Origin of the sequence: Streptomyces sp. NBC_00820 (assembly GCF_036347055.1) — a bacterium.
Taxonomy (GTDB): domain Bacteria; phylum Actinomycetota; class Actinomycetes; order Streptomycetales; family Streptomycetaceae; genus Streptomyces.
In genome coordinates, this window is sequence record NZ_CP108882.1 from 4,407,764 (window position 1) to 4,423,973 (window position 16,210).

Genomic DNA, 16,210 nt, shown 5'->3' on the forward strand with positions numbered 1-16,210 from the left:
GCGGGCGGAGGCCGGTCGTTATCCGGGCATAGCGGTGGATCGCGGCCCGTGGCCCCGGGGGAGCCGTGTTGCGGACCCGGTCGGGGCCGCGCATAGTTGCGCCACGGAATGGGCCGCGAGCCGGGGGTGGAATGGGCGATGACCGGGCACGGGACGCAGGCGCATCCCCACGGTGCCGACCGGCTGTGCGAGCCGGCGCACCGCGTGTACTCCCGGGCCGTGCGCCGCGGGCGGGTGCCGCGCAGGGACGCCGAGCCGGTGCCCTGTCTGCTGGAGCTGGCCCTGCTCCACCCCGATCCCGATGACATGGACTGGCTGGTGCCCACCTCCCCGCAGGAGGTGATGAGCCGTCTGCTGCGCGGGGTCTACGACGAGGTCATCGAGGGCCAGCGCCGCGTGGGTTCGGCTGTCGCCGCCTTCGAGCGGTACGCCGGTCTGGGGCAGCAGGCGCCGACTGCGGTGGCACCGGCCGAGGGCACGGCGATCCGGGTGCTGGACGGGCTGTCCCGGATCCAGACCGCGATCGACGAGGCGACCGAGGCGTGCACCACCGAGGTGCTCACCGTGCAGCCCGGCGGCATCCGGAGCGAGGACGCGCTGACCGAGGGCCTGCACCGGGCGCTGGAGCTGCGGGGCCGGGGCGTGCGCATGCGCGACCTGTACACGCATGTCGCCCGGCACGGGCAGGGGTTGCTCAACTACTTCGAGCTGATGGGTGACGCGGTGGAGGCCCGCACCCTCGACGAGGTCACCGACCGGCTGATGCTCTTCGACCGCACGGTCGCCTTCATCCCCGCCAACGCCGAGCGCACGATGGCCCTGGAGCTGCGCCATCCGGCCCTGGTCGAGTACCTGGTGACCGTCTTCGAGCGGCTGTGGCGGCTCGCCCTCCCGCTGACCGCCCCGCTGCCCGACACCGGCATCGACGGCATCTCGCACCGCGAGCGCTCCATCGCGGCGCTGCTCGCCGAGGGCCACCAGGACGCGGTGATCGCCGAACGGCTGGGCATCAGCGTGCGCACCTGCCGCGCCCACATCGCCCGCCTCTCGGACACCCTCGGCGCGGCCAGCCGTACCCAACTGGGCGTCCGCATCGCCCAGGTGGGCCTGGACGCGTCCCCTTACGTCCGCGCCGACGTCATGCTTCCCGGTCAAGGATCCCCGAGCGCCCTATGAGGTAGCCGAGTTGGGCGCGGCTCTGGCTGCCCAGGGTCGCGGCGAGCTTGGCGATGTGCAGACGGGCGGTACGGACGTTCATGCCGAGGCGATCGGCTATGTCGCCGTCGGTGTGACCTTCGATCAGCAGGTGGGCGATGGCGCGTTGGCGGGCCGTGACGCCGCTCACGGACGGCCGCCGGGCGGCCTGGGGGTGCATGGGGGTGGCCAGGTGCCACAGCCGGTCGAAGACGATCGCGAGGAAGTCGAGCAGGGTCGGCTGGCGGATCTCCAGGGCGGCGGACCGGTCCTTGCTCGCGGGGATGAACGCCACTTGCCGGTCGATGAGGAGGAGCCGCTCCGTGACCTGGTCCAGCGTGCGGGCCTCCACGTCGCCGTGCAGCTGCTCGTAGCGGGCCACGATCGTGGGGACGTGGCGCTGTGTGTGCTGGTAGAGGGTGCGGATGCGGCCGCCCCGGTCGAGCAGGGCCTGGTCGCGGGGGATGGAGACGTCCCGTACGGTCAAGTCCCCGATGTTGCGCGGCTGGATGGTGAGGATCTCGCCCGAGACGTTCGCCATCGCCTCGGAGATGGCGTCGTTGATCCGGTCGAGGCCGCTCAGCAGCCGGATGCCCACCGCGTCCGCCGGCTCGGTGTCCGGGCCCCCGAGCGCGAGGAGCGGTTCGAACGCCTCGGCGATCCGGGTTTCGAGCCGGCGTTCGTCGGCGATGCGTTCCGCGGAGGCGTGGAAGAGCCGTTGGAGGGCGACGGTCGTGGCGACGGGCTCCAGCCGGTCCAGGTCGGTGACGGTGGGTTCCAGAAGCCCGAACCGCAGCAGGCAGGGTGCCGCCTCGGCCTCCGCGGCGCTGATCCCTCCCTCCCGCAGGGAGCGCTCGTAGAGAGCCGTTCCCGCCGCGCACAGGTCCGTGGGGTCGTGCTCGGCATGGAGAGCCGCACTCACTCGTGTTCCCCCTCCTGGTCGAGGATTCCGGACTGGCCGATGAGGTAACCGAGTTGGGCGCGGCTCTGGCTGCCGAGACCGGCGGCGAGTTTGGCGATGTGCAGGCGGGCGGTGCGGACGTTCATGCCGAGGCGCTCGGCTATGTCGGTGTCGGTGTGGCCCTCGACGAGGAGGGTGGCGATGGCGCGCTGGCGGGGGGTCATGCCCTCCGGGGAGGGCGGCTGGACCTCCTGGGGGTACATGGGGGTGGCCAGGTGCCAGAGGCGGTCGAAGACGGTGACCAGGAACTCGACCAGCGCCGGGTGCCGGATCTCCAGGGCGACGGTGCGGTCCTTGCTCGCCGGTATGAAGGCCACCGTCCGGTCGAAGACGAGGAGCCGCTCGGTGACCTCGTTCAGCGTGCGGGCCTCCACGTCGCCGCGCAGGCGTTCATAGCGGGTGTGGATGGTGGGGGCGTGGCGGAGGGTGTGCTGGTAGAGGCTGCGGACACGGCCGCCGCGGTCCAGCAGGGCCTGGTCGCGCTCAAGCGCGAGGGCGAACAGGCGCGGAGGTATACGGGTGTGGGTGGGGTGCGTGTGTATCGCGAGGCATTCCTTGGAGGAGTCCGCCATGACCTGGGAGATGGCCTCGTTGATCCGGTCGAGTCCGCTGTGCACCTTGAACGCCGGCGAAACATCGGGGACCCCGGCGAGGCGGGCCTTCGCCTGCAGCAGGGGCCCGAAGTTCTGGGCGACGAGGGCCTCACGCCGCCGTTCGTCGGCGATGCGCTCCGCGGAGGCGCGGAGCAGCCGCTGGAGGGCGACGGCCGCGGCGACGGGCTCCAGCCGGTCCATGTCCGTGACGGACGGCTGCAGCAGCCCGAACCGCAGCAGGCAGGGCGTCGCCGCGGCCTCGGCCCGCGTGAGACATCCCGCACGCAGGGCGCGTTCGTACAGACTCGTTCCTGCCTCGCACAGCTCCTCGGGTCCGTGGTCGTGCGCTCCTGCGGTCACGGATGGCTCGCTCCCCTCACTGTTCCGGGCTCCTGGTTGAGGATTCCGGACTGGGCTATGAGAAATCCGAGCTGAGCCCGGCTGCCGCTGCCCAGGGCCTGGGCGAGCTTGGCGATGTGGGCGCGGCAGGTGCGGACGTTCATGCCGAGGCGGCGGGCGATGGCCTCGTCGACGTGGCCTTCGACGAGGAGCTTGGCGATGGAGTGCTGAATGTCGGTGATGCCGTCGGGGGCCGTCTCGTAGGGGGCGCCCGCACTCAGCGGTACCGCACGGTTCCACATGAACTCGAAGACCTTGATCAGGTAGCGGACCAGGCCGGGGTGACGGAGTTCCAGGGCTACCTGGCGGTCGTCGCTTATCGGGATGAACGCCACGCTCTCGTCGCAGATGATGAGACGCTCGACCAGTTCGTCGATGGTGCGGTATTCCGCCTTGCCGTTGGTGAACTGGTGCACGTAGGCGAGGCGTTCAGGGCTGTATCGCGCGGTGTGCTGGTAGAGGGTGCGGAGGCGGACTCCTCGTTCGATCAAGGGCTTGTCGCGTTCGAGTCCTTCGATGAGCCGGTGCTCCGGGTGGCGGGCACTGGGCTGTACCGTGAGGACTTCGTTCTGGCACTGGGCCGTAGCCAGGTCGAGTGCCCCGTTGATTCGGTCGAGACCCTCCAGCACGGTGACCGAACGGCTGGACGTGGTGACCTGAGCGCTGAGGGACATGAACGGCTCGAAGGCCTCGGCAAGTTCGGTCGACAGCTTTCTGCGCTCGGTGATTTCACGCTCGAGGGGGCCGAGGACCTGGGTCAGTGCGACCGATGCGGGAACGGGGCGCAGCCAGTTCGCGTCATCAGGGTCAGGGTGGAGGAGGGTGAACTCCATCAGGCACGGAGCGGCATCCGCGTCTGCGCGGGCGATACGCCCCGAGCGCAGCGCGTTCGCGTAGAGGTGCCTGCCTGCCTCGCACAGGTCCGTCAAGGCATGAGGATGTGTCCCTTTAGTGCGATTCGTTGCCAAATCTCCACCCCCCAGGGTCCTGAACGTGCAGGAACATGATGCACTGATTGTGTGGCCATGATGTGCCCGAATGAGCCATCGTCTTGTTCGACGGGGGAAGAGGGGATTTCAAGTGAGGACGAAGCCGCCTATGCGAAAGAGAACGCTTCGCTCGGTACTTGTCGCCGCCTTCTTCGCCGTTGTGGCCTTCGGGTCGCTGAGTGGCCTCGGTGGCGCGAAGGGTGACGTACGAGCGGACACTGTTTGGTCCGTCACGGCCGATGTCGGCCACGGCTCCACGGACGCTACGCCCGCCCTTCCAGACGACACCGTGTGGAGCTGACGTGACCACTCCACCCGACGACCGCTCCTTCCGTCGCGAGATGGCCACCGCCTACCGCTCCGGCTGGCACTTCATCGACCTGGTCACCGCCATCCCCCACAGCGGTGACTCGCTGATGGTGACCGTCTTCGGTGAGCCGGTGGTCGTCACCCGGGACGACGACGAGGACGTACGGGCGTACCGGTGCCTGCGCAAGCCGCGTGGGGCGCCGCAGCCCGTGCGGTGTGCCGTGCGGTACGGCATGATCTTTGTGAACCTGGACCAACGGGACCACCGGCTGGCAGAACCGGATGTCCCGGACGTGCGGACCATTTCAGCCACCCCCCGCAGTGCCTGACGCGATTCCCCCGTCGTAAAAGATCGCTCAGGTACTTCCCCCCGCAGCGGCGTCACCGTGACCTGAACACGGTGACGCCGCTGCAGTTTGTGGCGGCATGTCGGGGTATGGGAGCGCTCCCCACGTGGCCGAAACCGGCCGGGCAGCCGCCCCGCTTCAGCCGTGCCCGAGCGTCCGCTCCACCTCGATCTCGATGACCACCCGTGCGGGGTTCTCGCGCGGCACGCGCTGGTACCGCTCGGCGTAGCGCCGTACCGCCTCCGCCACCCGTTCCGGGTCGGCGCTCACTCTCGCGCGGCCCTCCAGGGTGGCCCAGCGTCGCCCGTCGACCTGGCACACCGCGACGCGCGCGCCCTCGGGGCCGGCCGCGCGCACGTGGGACACCTTCGCGCTCGTACCGTTCGTGATCACCCTGGCCAGCCCCGCTTCGGGGTCGTAGGTCACCCCGACCGGCACCACGTGCGGGCTGCCGTCGGGGCGGAGGGTCGTCAGGGTGCACAGGTGCCGCTCCCGCCAGAAGGCGAGGTACGACTCGTCCGGGACGCCCGGATCCGTGGAGTTCGTGACCATGGCCGAAACCTAGCCGCCAGGAACCCGCGTCCCCTTAATTGAGCGGAATGGACTCAACTTTGTGTATGTTGGTTAAGTCAGCAGTGGGGACGTGGCCGAGGGGCCCGACGCCGAGGAGGAGAACGCGAACGTGGACGCAGAGCTGACCAACAGGAGCCGGGAAGCGATCAACGCGGCCAGCCAGCGGGCCGTGACGGACGGGCACGCGGATCTGACGCCCGCTCACCTGCTCCTCGCTCTGCTCGCGGGGCAGGGGCGGCAGGAGAACGAGAACATCACCGACCTGCTGGCCGCCGTCGACGCCGACCAGGCGGCCGTACGCGCGGGCGCCGAGCGCGTGCTCGCCGGGCTGCCCAGCGTGACCGGCTCCACCGTCGCGCCCCCGCAGCCCAGCCGTGAACTGCTCGCCGTCCTCGCGGACGCCGACGAGCGGGCGAAGGAACTCGGCGACGAGTACCTGTCCACCGAGCACCTGCTCATCGGTATCGCCGCCAGGGGCGGTGCGGCCGGCGAGGTGCTCACGGCGCAGGGCGCCGACGCCAGGAAGTTGCAAGAGGCCTTCCAGAAGGCCAGGGGAGGACGCCGCGTGACCACCGCCGATCCCGAGGGTCAGTACAAGGCCCTGGAGAAGTTCGGCACCGACTTCACCGCCGCCGCGCGCGAGGGCCGGCTCGACCCGGTCATCGGCCGCGACCACGAGATCCGGCGGGTCGTGCAGGTGCTGAGCCGTCGTACCAAGAACAACCCCGTCCTCATCGGCGAGCCCGGTGTCGGCAAGACCGCCGTGGTCGAGGGGCTCGCCCAGCGGATCGTGAAGGGCGACGTCCCCGAGTCCCTGAAGAACAAGCGGCTCGTCTCGCTCGACCTCGGCGCGATGGTCGCCGGGGCCAAGTACCGCGGTGAGTTCGAGGAGCGGCTGAAGGCCGTGCTCTCCGAGATCAAGGACTCCGACGGGCAGATCATCACCTTCATCGACGAGCTGCACACCGTCGTGGGCGCCGGCGCGGGCGGCGACTCCGCGATGGACGCCGGCAACATGCTCAAGCCCATGCTCGCGCGCGGTGAGCTGCGCATGGTCGGTGCCACGACCCTGGACGAGTACCGGGAGCGGATCGAGAAGGACCCCGCCCTGGAGCGCCGCTTCCAGCAGGTGCTGGTCGCCGAGCCGAGCGTCGAGGACACCATCGCCATCCTGCGTGGCCTGAAGGGGCGTTACGAGGCCCACCACAAGGTGCAGATCGCCGACAGCGCGCTGGTGGCCGCCGCCACCCTGTCCGACCGGTACATCACCTCCCGCTTCCTGCCCGACAAGGCCATCGACCTCGTCGACGAGGCCGCCTCGCGCCTGCGCATGGAGATCGACTCCTCGCCCGTCGAGATCGACGAACTCCAGCGCTCCGTCGACCGGTTGAAGATGGAGGAACTGGCGATCGCCAAGGAGACCGACCCGGCCTCCGTCGCCCGCCTGGAGAAGCTGCGCCGCGACCTCGCCGACAAGGAGGAGGAGCTGCGGGGCCTGACCGTGCGCTGGGAGAAGGAGAAGCAGTCCCTCAACCGCGTCGGTGAGCTGAAGGAGAAGCTGGACGACCTGCGCGGCCAGGCCGAACGCGCCCAGCGCGACGGCGACTTCGACACCGCCGCCAAGCTGCTCTACGGCGAGATCCCCGAGCTGGAGAAGGAGCTGGAGGCCGCCTCGGAGGCCGAGGAGGAGGCCGCCAGGGACACCATGGTCAAGGAGGAGGTCGGCTCGGACGACATCGCCGACGTCGTCGCCGCCTGGACCGGCATCCCCGCCGGCCGCCTCATGGAGGGCGAGACGCAGAAGCTGCTCCGCATGGAGGACGAGCTGGGCAGGCGGCTCATCGGCCAGAGCGAGGCCGTGCGCGCGGTGAGCGACGCCGTACGACGCTCCCGTGCGGGCATCGCCGACCCCGACCGTCCCACCGGTTCCTTCCTCTTCCTCGGTCCGACCGGCGTCGGCAAGACCGAACTCGCCAAGGCACTCGCCGACTTCCTCTTCGACGACGAGCGGGCCATGGTCCGCATCGACATGTCCGAGTACAGCGAGAAGCACAGCGTGGCCCGGCTGGTCGGCGCGCCCCCTGGGTACGTCGGCTACGAGGAGGGCGGCCAGCTGACCGAGGCGGTGCGCCGGCGCCCGTACACCGTCGTCCTGCTGGACGAGGTGGAGAAGGCACACCCCGAGGTCTTCGACATCCTGCTCCAGGTCCTCGACGACGGCCGCCTGACCGACGGCCAGGGCCGCACCGTCGACTTCCGCAACACCATCCTGGTGCTCACCTCCAACCTGGGCAGCCAGTACCTGGTCGACCCGGCGCTCGATGAGACGGAGAAGAAGGAGCGGGTGCTGGAGACGGTCCGCGCCTCCTTCAAGCCGGAGTTCCTCAACCGGCTCGACGACCTCGTGGTCTTCTCCGCCCTGAACCAGGACGAGCTGGCCCGCATCGCCCGGCTCCAGATCGACCGGCTCGCCCGGCGGCTGGCCGAGCGCCGCCTCACCCTGGACGTCACCCCCGAGGCGCTGGCCTGGCTCGCCGAGGAGGGCAACGACCCCGCCTACGGCGCCCGGCCGCTGCGCCGCCTCGTGCAGACCGCCATCGGCGACCGCCTCGCCAGGGAGATCCTCTCCGGCGAGATCACGGACGGCGACACGGTCCGCGTGGACCGCTTCGGCGAGGGCCTGATCGTGGGCCCGGCGACGGGCAAGACGCTCTGACGGGTCCGACGACCCGGCCGGCGCGACGGACGTGACAGACGCGGCGGCCCGCCCCGTGGGCAGGGGGCGGGCCGCCGCGTTCGTCGTACCGGCCGGGCCCCGGCGCAGGGCGGCTCAGGAGGACTCGGCCGCCCGCAAGGCGACGTACACCTCCCGGAAGAACCACAGGGAGAACACCAGACAGCCCACCCACAGGGCCCACAACACCCACCGGACCGGTCTCGGAACGCGCATGACCGCATCATGGGCCATGGGCCCGGGCCACGGCGGTGGATCGAGGACATCGCTCCCCGCACCGCACGTCCGCCGGTCGCCGACCGGTGCGGTGCACCAGACGCGTTTCACCCGTACGGGCCGCGAGCCCGTGCGGCGGTGTTTCCCGGGGCCGGCGTCCGCCGCCGGGAAGGGGCGCGCCGGTACTTCCCGGCATTTCGCGCCGGACCAGGGATTCCGGTACGCGCGTCGATGATCGGCCACCCAGCGGAGGCCGTCGGCTGGGCCGCTTGCCGGTGGTGGGGCAAGAGAGAGAGGGTGGACTGTACGTCTGGTCCCAGTGAGGGCCGGACGAGCCAGACGACCGCGGGAGTGTCCACGTATGTCCATCGACCCGTCCTCGATTCCGAACTTCGGGGGCCAGCCCGAGCCGCAGCCCCAAGGACCGGCGGGCCCCGTCGTCCCGGATCAGGACCTTGTGAAGCAGCTCCTCGACCAGATGGAGCTGAAGTACGTCGTCGACGAAGAGGGTGACCTCGCGGCGCCGTGGGAGCAGTTCCGCACCTACTTCATGTTCCGCGGGGAGGCCGAGCAGGCCGTCTTCTCGGTGCGGACCTTCTACGACCGCCCCCACAAGATCGACGAGAAGCCGCAGCTGCTCGAGTCCATCGACGACTGGAACCGCCGCACCCTGTGGCCCAAGGTGTACACCCACACCCACGACGACGGCACGGTCCGCCTCATCGGCGAGGCCCAGATGCTGATCGGCGCCGGTGTCGACCTCAACCATTTCGTCTCCTCCACGGTCAGCTGGGTGCGGGCCGCGATCGAGTTCGACAAGTGGCTGGTCGAGCAGCTGGGCCTGGAGCAGGACGTCAACGAGGCCGACGAGGCCGGCGACGCCGGCGACAGCGACAAGCGCGAGGACGACGGGGAGTAGTCCCCGCCGCCACGGCGCCACCGGGTCCGGCCACGGCCGGCCCGCCATGGCACCCAGGGGGTGTCGTTTGGATCAGCTCGGCCTGATCCGACCTGATCCGAACGACATCCCCTAGTACGGCCACGGCCCGGGGCGGCAGCCCCGCGGACCGTGGCCGTTCGGCTCACATGCGGCGCAGCCGCTCCACGGCCTCCCGGAGCACCTTTTCCCGCTTGCAGAACGCGAACCGTACGAACGGCGCGCCCGCCTCGCGGTCGTCGTAGAAGACGGCGTTGGGAATGGCCACCACCCCCGCACGCTCCGGCAGGGCGCGGCAGAAGGCGAAGCCGTCCTTCTCGCCGAGGGGGCGGATGTCGGTGGTGATGAAGTAGGTGCCGGCGGGCTTGAACACCGTGAAGCCCGCCTCCGTCAGTCCCTGCGCGAGGATGTCCCGGCGCGCACGCATGTCCGCGCGGAAGCCGTCGTAGTAGGAGTCGGGCAGCGCGAGGGCCTCCGCCACCGCGTACTGGAAGGGGCCCGAGGAGACGTAGGTCAGGAACTGCTTGGCCGAGCGGACCGCGGCGACCAGCTCCGGGGCGGCCGTCACCCAGCCGACCTTCCAGCCGGTGAAGGAGAAGGTCTTGCCTGCCGAGCCGATCGTCACCGTGCGCTCGCGCATCCCGGGGAACGCGGCGAGCGGCAGGTGTTCGGCGTCGTCGAAGACCAGGTGCTCGTAGACCTCGTCGGTGACGACCAGCAGGTCACGCTCCACCGCCAGCTCGGCGATCGCGGCCAGCTCCGCGCGCGTGAGGACCGTACCGGTGGGGTTGTGCGGCGTGTTGATCAGCAGCAGGCGGGTGCGGTCGGTGACCGCCGCGCGCAGTTCGTCGAGGTCCAGCCGGAAGCGGGCCTCCTCGCCGAGGGACGGCCGCAGGGTCACCGGTACCCGGCGGCCGCCCGCCATCGCGATGCACGCCGCGTAGGAGTCGTAGTACGGCTCCAGCGCCACCACCTCGTCGCCCGGCTCCAGCAGCGCCAGCAGGGTCGCGGCGATGGCCTCCGTCGCGCCCGCCGTGACCAGTACCTCGGTGTCGGGGTCGTACGACAGCCCGTAGCGGCGCAGCTGGTGCGCGGCGATCGCGGTGCGCAGCTCGGGGACGCCGGGGCCCGGCGGGTACTGGTTGCCGCGCCCGTCGCGCAGTGCCCGTACGGCAGCCTCCCGGATCTCCTCGGGGCCGTCCGTGTCGGGGAAGCCCTGGCCGAGGTTGATCGACCCGGTAGCCGTGGCGAGGGCGGACATCTCGGCGAAGATCGTCGTTCCGAACTCGGCGAGCCGGCGGTTCAGGTGGGGGCGCGCGGTGGAGGTCATGGCCGTCATCCTGCGCCCAAGCTCTGGACTTCCTCAACTTCGCTTTGCCCCTCGGACGGGCGGGGCATCTGCTGGTCACCGCGCGAGACGCGGTGACACACAGGGCGCCCATGGTGGGGGCCTTCGGGGGAACGAAAGGGGGGTGACGTCATGATCGTCGCCTTCATCCTGGCGGTGGCCGTCGTCGTGATCGTGGCGGGGCGGGGCTGGTCCCGCCGGAAGGGACACGACCGGGTCCTGCTCGACAAGGTGAACCGCTCACGGCGCCCGCGCGGGGTGTCCTCGGGGCGCGGGTCGGGCTCGTCGCGCGGGTCGTCCTCGTCGTCGTACGACGGTGGCGCGAGCTGGTGGGTGCTGGGCAGCGGAGGGACCGGCGGACACGGGAGCCACGGCGGACACGGGAGTCACGGCGGGCACGGGAGCCATGGGAGCCACGGGGGGCATTCCTGTGGTGGCGGGCACTCGTGCGGCGGGCACTCCTGCGGCGGAGGTTCGTCGTGCGGCGGCGGGGGCGGCTGCGGCGGCGGCGCCTGACGTGCGGGGCCGGGCGACCGGAGGGCACTGTTCCCGCGCCCGGCGTACGCCGTAGTTGAACAGTTGAGCTGTGGAGCCCTCTGAGGGATGGAAACCCTACGAACTTGGGTAAAAACGCTGTGGTGCGGCCACTGTTCATGATTCCCTCTAAAACACCACCGCAGCCCTCGGAACGTCCCGCAGACACCCCTTCCCGGCCAAGCCGATCTGGCCACTCGCCCGGTGTCTACCGAGGTGCGCCGGACCACACTCCTGCCCTCGTTGCGTGTTAGCGGAGCCGATCCATGCTCACGACCCTGAACACCTCCTACACCGATACGCGCGCCGCCGACCTCGCCTGGGCCCTCGGGCGCGAGCCGCTGCCGGCCCTGGCCACCCTCGACCTCGAACTCTGCGGGGCGAAACTGCAGTTGAGACTGCTCGGCGCCTCCCACCAGGTCCTGCTGGAGGAGGAACAGGCCAGCTGCTCCGAGACGGTGGCGTGCATGCCCGGATCCAGCACCCCGTTGCCGCTGGGCGTCGCCAAGCGGGTCGGCGACTGGGAGTACGAGTTCGCGGCGCGCGTGGAGCTGCTGACGCCGGGCTCGTTCGCGGGCCGCGCCCAGGAGTTGCTGGCACTGGTCTCCGACCATCCGCACGGCCTGGCCGGCGTCTTCCCCGGCAGCCCGCACGCGTTCACCGCGATGCTGGCCCACCGGCACGAGGGGCAGGTGCACTGGCGCACCTGGCACGCGTACCCGCAGGACAGGCAGTTGGTGGCGACCCGGACCAGGGTCGGCGTGCGGGTGCCCGCGGGGCAGCCAAGCTAGATCGACATAAACCCGCAGGGTGTCAACTGCCCCCAGTTCCACACTTGTGGGTGACGAAGCGCACCTGGGGTGTGACGTAACGTCGCAGCGTGATCGAACCGCACGCCCCCGCGCCTCCGGGGTCCCCGCCCTGGACGGACTCCGCGCGGCTCCCTGTCCGGCCCGGCACCGGCCGGTTCCTGGTCCTCGCGTGTGTCTTCGTCTGTGCGGCCTGCGGACTGGTGTACGAACTCGAACTCGTCGCGTTCGCCTCGTACTTGATCGGGGACTCGGTCACCCAGGCCTCCGTGGTGCTGTCCGTGATGGTGTTCGCGATGGGCATCGGCTCGCTCGCCGCCAAACGGCTGCGCTGGCACGCGGCCGCCGGGTTCGGCGCGATCGAGACCGCCCTCGCGCTGGTCGGCGGCTGCAGCGCGATGGCGTTGTACGCCGTCTTCGCCTGGACGGGCGGCTGGGGCGGGGTGTGGGCCGACGGTCCGCGCTGTCTGCTGGTCGCCTTCTCCCTCGCCATCGGTCTGCTCGTCGGCGCCGAAGTCCCTTTGCTGATGGAGCTGATCCAGCGCATCCGCCGCCAGGACGTGGGCGGCGCGGTCGCCGACCTGTTCGCGGCGGACTACGTCGGCGCGCTCGTCGGCGGCCTGGCCTTTCCCTTCCTTCTCCTGCCGTTCCTGGGCCAGTTGACCGGCGCGCTGCTCACCGGCACGGTCAACGTCGTCGCCGGCGGCGCCCTCGTGCTCGGCCTGTTCGGCCGCGACCTGACCCGCCGCGCCCGCTGGACGCTGTTCGTCGTCGGCCTGACCGTCCTCGGCGTGCTCGCCACCGCCGCCGCCCTCGCCGACGAGTTCGAACGCGCCGCCCGGCACGCGGTGTACGGCGCCGACGTCCGGGTGGCCCTGCAGACCGGCGTCCAGGAGGTCGTGCTCACCGGCGGCACCGACGGCAGGCCCCTCGACCTCTTCCTGGACGGACGGCTCCGGGTCGGCGGTCACGACGAGCGGCGCTACCACGAGGCGCTGGTCGCCCCGGCGATGTCCGGCCCGCACGCCCGCGTGCTCATCCTCGGCGGCGGCGACGGCCTGGCCGCCCGCGAGGTCCTGCGCCGGCGGGACGTGCGCCGCGTCGACGTCGTCGAACTCGACGCCGGCCTGGTCCGCCTGGCCCGCTCCGACCCGGGTCTGTCCGCCCTCAACGGCCACGCGTACGACGACCCCCGCGTCCGTGTCACCACGGCGGACGCGCTCGGCTGGCTGCGGCGGGCGCCCGGGGGCCGTTACGACGTCGTCGTCGCCGACCTGCCCGACCCCGGCATCACCGCCAGCACCAAGCTGTACTCCCAGGAGTTCTACGGCCTCGCCCGCCGCGCCCTCGCCCCCGACGGCCGCCTCGTCGTGCACGCCGGCCCGGTCGTCACCCGCCCCCGCGTCTTCTGGACCGTGGCCCGGACCCTGCGCGCCGCCGGCTTCGCCGCCACCCCCTACCGCGTCCTCGGCCACGACCCCGGCTTCACCGCGGGCCCCGACCGTTCCGCCGGCGCCACCCGCACCCCCCACGACTGGGGCTTCCTGCTGTCCGCCCCGGGCCCGTCGGCCCCCCGCCTGCGCCTGGACCCCAAGGGGCCGCGCCCGGCGACGCTGACGCAGGGGGAGCTGGACGGGGACGGCCGGGCGGCCCGGCGGACGCGGATCGGGGGGCTGCCGGCTTCGACGCTGGTGCATCCGCGGTACTGAGCGGCGCCGCTGCGTCCGCGGACTGGCCGACGCCCGTGCGTCCGCGGTACTCACCGGCGCCGCTGCGCCGCTGCGTCCGCGGTACCGAGGAGGAAGTCCGCGCGAGCCCGGCGGCAACACCGGGCACCCGTTTCCACGGGGAAGGTGACATCCGGCCCCCACTGGGTAGGCTGAGCCGACATGGAGCATCAGGTCTTCGTCCCGGTTCCGGCCGACCTGCTCAGAGAGGCCCTCGCCGACCCCGCACGGGTCGCCCGCGCGCTTCCCGGGCTCCAGCAGGACGCCGGATCCGCACCCGTCGCGGGGCGCCTGAAGCTGCGCGCGGGCGGTCACTCCATCACCTACCGCGGAGCGCTGCACGTCACCGCGCGGGAGGACGGCACGTACGCCGTGGAGGGTGACGCCACCGAGGCCCGTGGTTCCGGCGCCGTCAAACTCGCCCTCACCGTCCGCCTGACGGACACCGCCGACGGCACCACCGTCACGGTCGGCGGCACGGCCGACGCGGACGGCCGCATCGCGGAACTCCCCCGGGACGCGGTGCTCGCGGCGGCGACACGCCTGCTGACCCGCTGCGTGGAGGCCTTGGCCGAGACACACACGGCGGCGACGCGCGGGACGGCGGAAGCGGCGGAGGCTGCCCAGACAGACGGGACCGCGGAGGCAGAAGAGGCTGCGGAGGAGCGCGGTTCCGCGGCCGCGGCCGCCGACGGCGGCGCCGAGCCGGCCCCCTCCGTCTTCGACACCGAGGTCCCCCCGCCCTCCCTGGACCCCGCCGCCGCGGACGCGGACGACGCGCCGCCCGGCAGCTTCACCGACGCGGACGCACCCCCCGCCGAGGCCGCGCACGCCCGCCGGACGATGATCGGCCGCAGCGCGGAAGAGGTCGACCACGCCCCGCCGCGTGGCCGTTACGCCCCCGTACCGGCTCCCCAGCCCGTCACCGCGAACCCGGTCCTGCGCTGGGCGGCACCCGCCGCGGCGCTGGCCCTGGCCTCCGCGATCGTCGTCGGCCGCGCCCTGCGCAAGCGGCACTGAGCCGCCTGCCGGGCCTTGGCGTGAAAGCGCTCTTGTCCGTCCCAGTAGGGTCGTCCCGTGAGTAACGAAGAGATCACGCTGACCGCGGCCGGCGCGGAAGTGAGCGTGCGGCCCGGGAACGGCGGCCGTATCGGCGGGCTCCGGATCGACGGCGTGGAGCTGCTGCGGCAGGGCGAACGGTACGGGTGCTTCCCGATGGTGCCCTGGTGCGGGCGGATCAGGGACGGCCGCTTCCTGGACGGCGGTGCCGTCCGGCAGATGCCGCTCAACGCCCCGCCGCACGCCATCCACGGCACCGCCCGCAACGGCCCCTGGCGCACCGCCCGCACCTCGGCGAACGAGGCGGTGCTGACGTGCGAACTGGCCGACCCCTGGCCGTACCCCGGCCGCGTCACCCAGGTCGTCACGCTGGCCGAGGACAGCCTGACGCTGACGATGTCCGTCGAGACGTACGACGACTCCTTCCCGGCGCAGATCGGCTGGCACCCCTGGTTCAACCGCAACCTGGGCGGCGAGGACGCGCGGCTGGACTTCACCCCGGCCTGGCAGGAGGAGCGCGGCGAGGACCACCTGCCCACCGGCCGCCGGACCGACCCGAAGCCCGGCCCGTGGGACGACTGCTTCGGCATGCCCGGCGGCGTCGACGTCACCCTCACCTGGCCCGGACAGCTGGAGCTGAAGGTCGGCAGCAGGGAGGAGTGGGTGGTCGTCTACGACGAGCAGGCGGAGGCCCTGTGCGTGGAGCCGCAGACCGGTCCGCCCAACGGCCTGAACACCCGGCCGCGCCTGGTCACGCCGCTGGAACCGCTGGAGGCCTCCACCACCTGGAGCTGGCGCCGCCTCTAAGCTGGGCGGCATGACGGACGTACGTGGCGAGCTGCTGCAGCAGATCAAGGACAAGGCCGTGGTGCACGGCAAGGTGACCCTCTCCTCGGGTCTGGAGGCCGACTACTACGTCGACCTGCGCCGCATCACCCTCGACGGCGAGGCCGCCCCGCTGGTCGGCCAGGTGCTCCTGGACCTCACCGCGGACCTCGACTTCGACGCGGTGGGCGGCCTCACCATGGGCGCCGACCCGGTCGCGGCCGCCATGCTGCACGCCGCCGCCGCGCGCGGGCGCAAGCTGGACGCCTTCGTCGTACGCAAGGCGGCGAAGGCGCACGGCATGCAGCGGCAGGTGGAAGGACCGGACATCGCGGGCCGGCGGGTGCTCGTCGTCGAGGACACCTCCACCACCGGCGGTTCGCCGCTGACCGCCGTCGAGGCGGTGCGCGCGGCCGGCGCCGAGGTCGTCGCCGTCGCGACCATCGTCGACCGGGCCACCGGCGCCGCGGAGAAGATCGAGGCCGGCGCGGGCGTTCCGTACCGGTTCGCCTTCTCGAAGGATGAACTGGGGCTGGACTGACGCGACGGTTTGACCTGGACTTGTCCCGGGCTCGTCCGACGGGCCGTCCATTGCCGTCCATCGGGTCATGTCTGGAAAGATGGGGACGACGCCGATGTCGCCCGCAGGTCTAGGT

14 protein-coding genes are annotated in these 16,210 nt (G+C 71.7%); 9 read left to right on the top strand and 5 right to left on the bottom strand.

Annotation, left to right across the window (positions count from 1 at the left end):
- Positions 1–138: 138 nt before the first annotated feature.
- Entirely contained in the window at positions 139–1,176 is a 1,038-nt protein-coding gene (locus tag OIB37_RS19930; protein ID WP_330458960.1) for a helix-turn-helix transcriptional regulator, read from the top strand.
- Here the strand turns inward: OIB37_RS19930 and OIB37_RS19935 are convergent.
- Genes OIB37_RS19935 through OIB37_RS19945 form a run of 3 tightly spaced genes read right to left on the bottom strand, consistent with a single transcriptional unit; the run spans position 1,139 to position 4,115 of the window.
- Positions 1,139–2,116 (bottom strand): helix-turn-helix transcriptional regulator, encoded by a 978-nt coding sequence (locus OIB37_RS19935; RefSeq protein ID WP_330458961.1) that lies wholly within the window; start codon positions 2,114–2,116, stop codon positions 1,139–1,141. The two genes, OIB37_RS19930 and OIB37_RS19935, sit on opposite strands and share 38 nt — an antisense overlap.
- Positions 2,113–3,108 carry a helix-turn-helix transcriptional regulator gene (locus OIB37_RS19940; RefSeq protein WP_330458962.1) on the bottom strand — a complete coding sequence of 332 codons (996 nt, stop codon included), beginning with the start codon at positions 3,106–3,108 and terminating at the stop codon, positions 2,113–2,115. Before OIB37_RS19940 ends, OIB37_RS19935 begins: the two co-directional genes overlap by 4 nt.
- Positions 3,105–4,115 carry a helix-turn-helix transcriptional regulator gene (locus OIB37_RS19945; RefSeq protein WP_330458963.1) on the bottom strand — a complete coding sequence of 337 codons (1,011 nt, stop codon included), beginning with the start codon at positions 4,113–4,115 and terminating at the stop codon, positions 3,105–3,107. The genes OIB37_RS19940 and OIB37_RS19945 overlap by 4 nt, the downstream gene beginning before the upstream one ends.
- Positions 4,116–4,477: 362 nt before the next feature.
- Here OIB37_RS19945 and OIB37_RS19950 point away from each other — a divergent pair, with 362 nt between their 5' ends.
- Positions 4,478–4,774, top strand: coding sequence for a (2Fe-2S)-binding protein (locus OIB37_RS19950; RefSeq protein WP_330461901.1), 297 nt, complete (start codon positions 4,478–4,480; stop codon positions 4,772–4,774).
- A gap of 156 nt (positions 4,775–4,930) precedes the next feature.
- Here OIB37_RS19950 and OIB37_RS19955 read toward each other — a convergent pair whose 3' ends face one another.
- Positions 4,931–5,344: a pyridoxamine 5'-phosphate oxidase family protein gene (locus OIB37_RS19955; protein ID WP_330458964.1), complete on the bottom strand. Its 414-nt coding sequence runs from the start codon at positions 5,342–5,344 to the stop codon at positions 4,931–4,933.
- A gap of 130 nt (positions 5,345–5,474) precedes the next feature.
- Here OIB37_RS19955 and clpB point away from each other — a divergent pair, with 130 nt between their 5' ends.
- Both clpB and OIB37_RS19965 read left to right on the top strand, forming a co-directional pair.
- Complete coding sequence (clpB, locus tag OIB37_RS19960; protein WP_330461902.1) at positions 5,475–8,081, top strand: ATP-dependent chaperone ClpB; 2,607 nt, start codon at positions 5,475–5,477, stop codon at positions 8,079–8,081.
- A gap of 595 nt (positions 8,082–8,676) precedes the next feature.
- A complete protein-coding gene (locus OIB37_RS19965; RefSeq protein WP_330458965.1) occupies positions 8,677–9,234 on the top strand; it encodes a YbjN domain-containing protein in 558 nt (185 codons plus the stop codon).
- A gap of 163 nt (positions 9,235–9,397) precedes the next feature.
- On the opposite strand, the gene OIB37_RS19970 is transcribed toward OIB37_RS19965, so the two are convergent.
- Positions 9,398–10,591: a pyridoxal phosphate-dependent aminotransferase gene (locus OIB37_RS19970; protein ID WP_330458966.1), complete on the bottom strand. Its 1,194-nt coding sequence runs from the start codon at positions 10,589–10,591 to the stop codon at positions 9,398–9,400.
- An 809-nt stretch (positions 10,592–11,400) separates the two neighbouring features.
- Here OIB37_RS19970 and OIB37_RS19975 point away from each other — a divergent pair.
- The 5 genes from OIB37_RS19975 (at position 11,401) to pyrE (ending at position 16,095) form a co-directional block, all read left to right on the top strand.
- Positions 11,401–11,925 carry a DUF2617 family protein gene (locus OIB37_RS19975; RefSeq protein WP_330458967.1) on the top strand — a complete coding sequence of 175 codons (525 nt, stop codon included), beginning with the start codon at positions 11,401–11,403 and terminating at the stop codon, positions 11,923–11,925.
- 89 nt (positions 11,926–12,014) lie between these two features.
- Positions 12,015–13,652 carry a polyamine aminopropyltransferase gene (locus OIB37_RS19980; RefSeq protein WP_330458968.1) on the top strand — a complete coding sequence of 546 codons (1,638 nt, stop codon included), beginning with the start codon at positions 12,015–12,017 and terminating at the stop codon, positions 13,650–13,652.
- Positions 13,653–13,832: 180 nt separating this feature from the next.
- Positions 13,833–14,690, top strand: a complete 858-nt coding sequence (locus OIB37_RS19985) for an SRPBCC family protein (RefSeq protein ID WP_330458969.1) — start codon at positions 13,833–13,835, stop codon at positions 14,688–14,690.
- Positions 14,691–14,747: 57 nt separating this feature from the next.
- Entirely contained in the window at positions 14,748–15,536 is a 789-nt protein-coding gene (locus OIB37_RS19990; RefSeq protein ID WP_330458970.1) for an aldose epimerase family protein, read from the top strand.
- A gap of 10 nt (positions 15,537–15,546) precedes the next feature.
- A complete protein-coding gene (gene pyrE, locus OIB37_RS19995; protein ID WP_330458971.1) occupies positions 15,547–16,095 on the top strand; it encodes an orotate phosphoribosyltransferase in 549 nt (182 codons plus the stop codon).
- Positions 16,096–16,210 lie beyond the last annotated feature (115 nt).

Excerpts from the sequence above, each read along its gene's own strand:
- OIB37_RS19955 (WP_330458964.1), bottom strand. The coding sequence starts at position 5,344 with ATGGTCACGAACTCCACGGATCCGGGCGTCCCGGACGAGTCGTACCTC.
- OIB37_RS19950 (WP_330461901.1), top strand. The coding sequence starts at position 4,478 with ATGGCCACCGCCTACCGCTCCGGCTGGCACTTCATCGACCTGGTCACC.
- pyrE (WP_330458971.1), top strand. The coding sequence starts at position 15,547 with ATGACGGACGTACGTGGCGAGCTGCTGCAGCAGATCAAGGACAAGGCC.
- OIB37_RS19930 (WP_330458960.1), top strand. The coding sequence starts at position 139 with ATGACCGGGCACGGGACGCAGGCGCATCCCCACGGTGCCGACCGGCTG.
- OIB37_RS19970 (WP_330458966.1), bottom strand. The coding sequence starts at position 10,591 with ATGACGGCCATGACCTCCACCGCGCGCCCCCACCTGAACCGCCGGCTC.
- OIB37_RS19975 (WP_330458967.1), top strand. The coding sequence starts at position 11,401 with ATGCTCACGACCCTGAACACCTCCTACACCGATACGCGCGCCGCCGAC.
- OIB37_RS19965 (WP_330458965.1), top strand. The coding sequence starts at position 8,677 with ATGTCCATCGACCCGTCCTCGATTCCGAACTTCGGGGGCCAGCCCGAG.
- OIB37_RS19985 (WP_330458969.1), top strand. The coding sequence starts at position 13,833 with ATGGAGCATCAGGTCTTCGTCCCGGTTCCGGCCGACCTGCTCAGAGAG.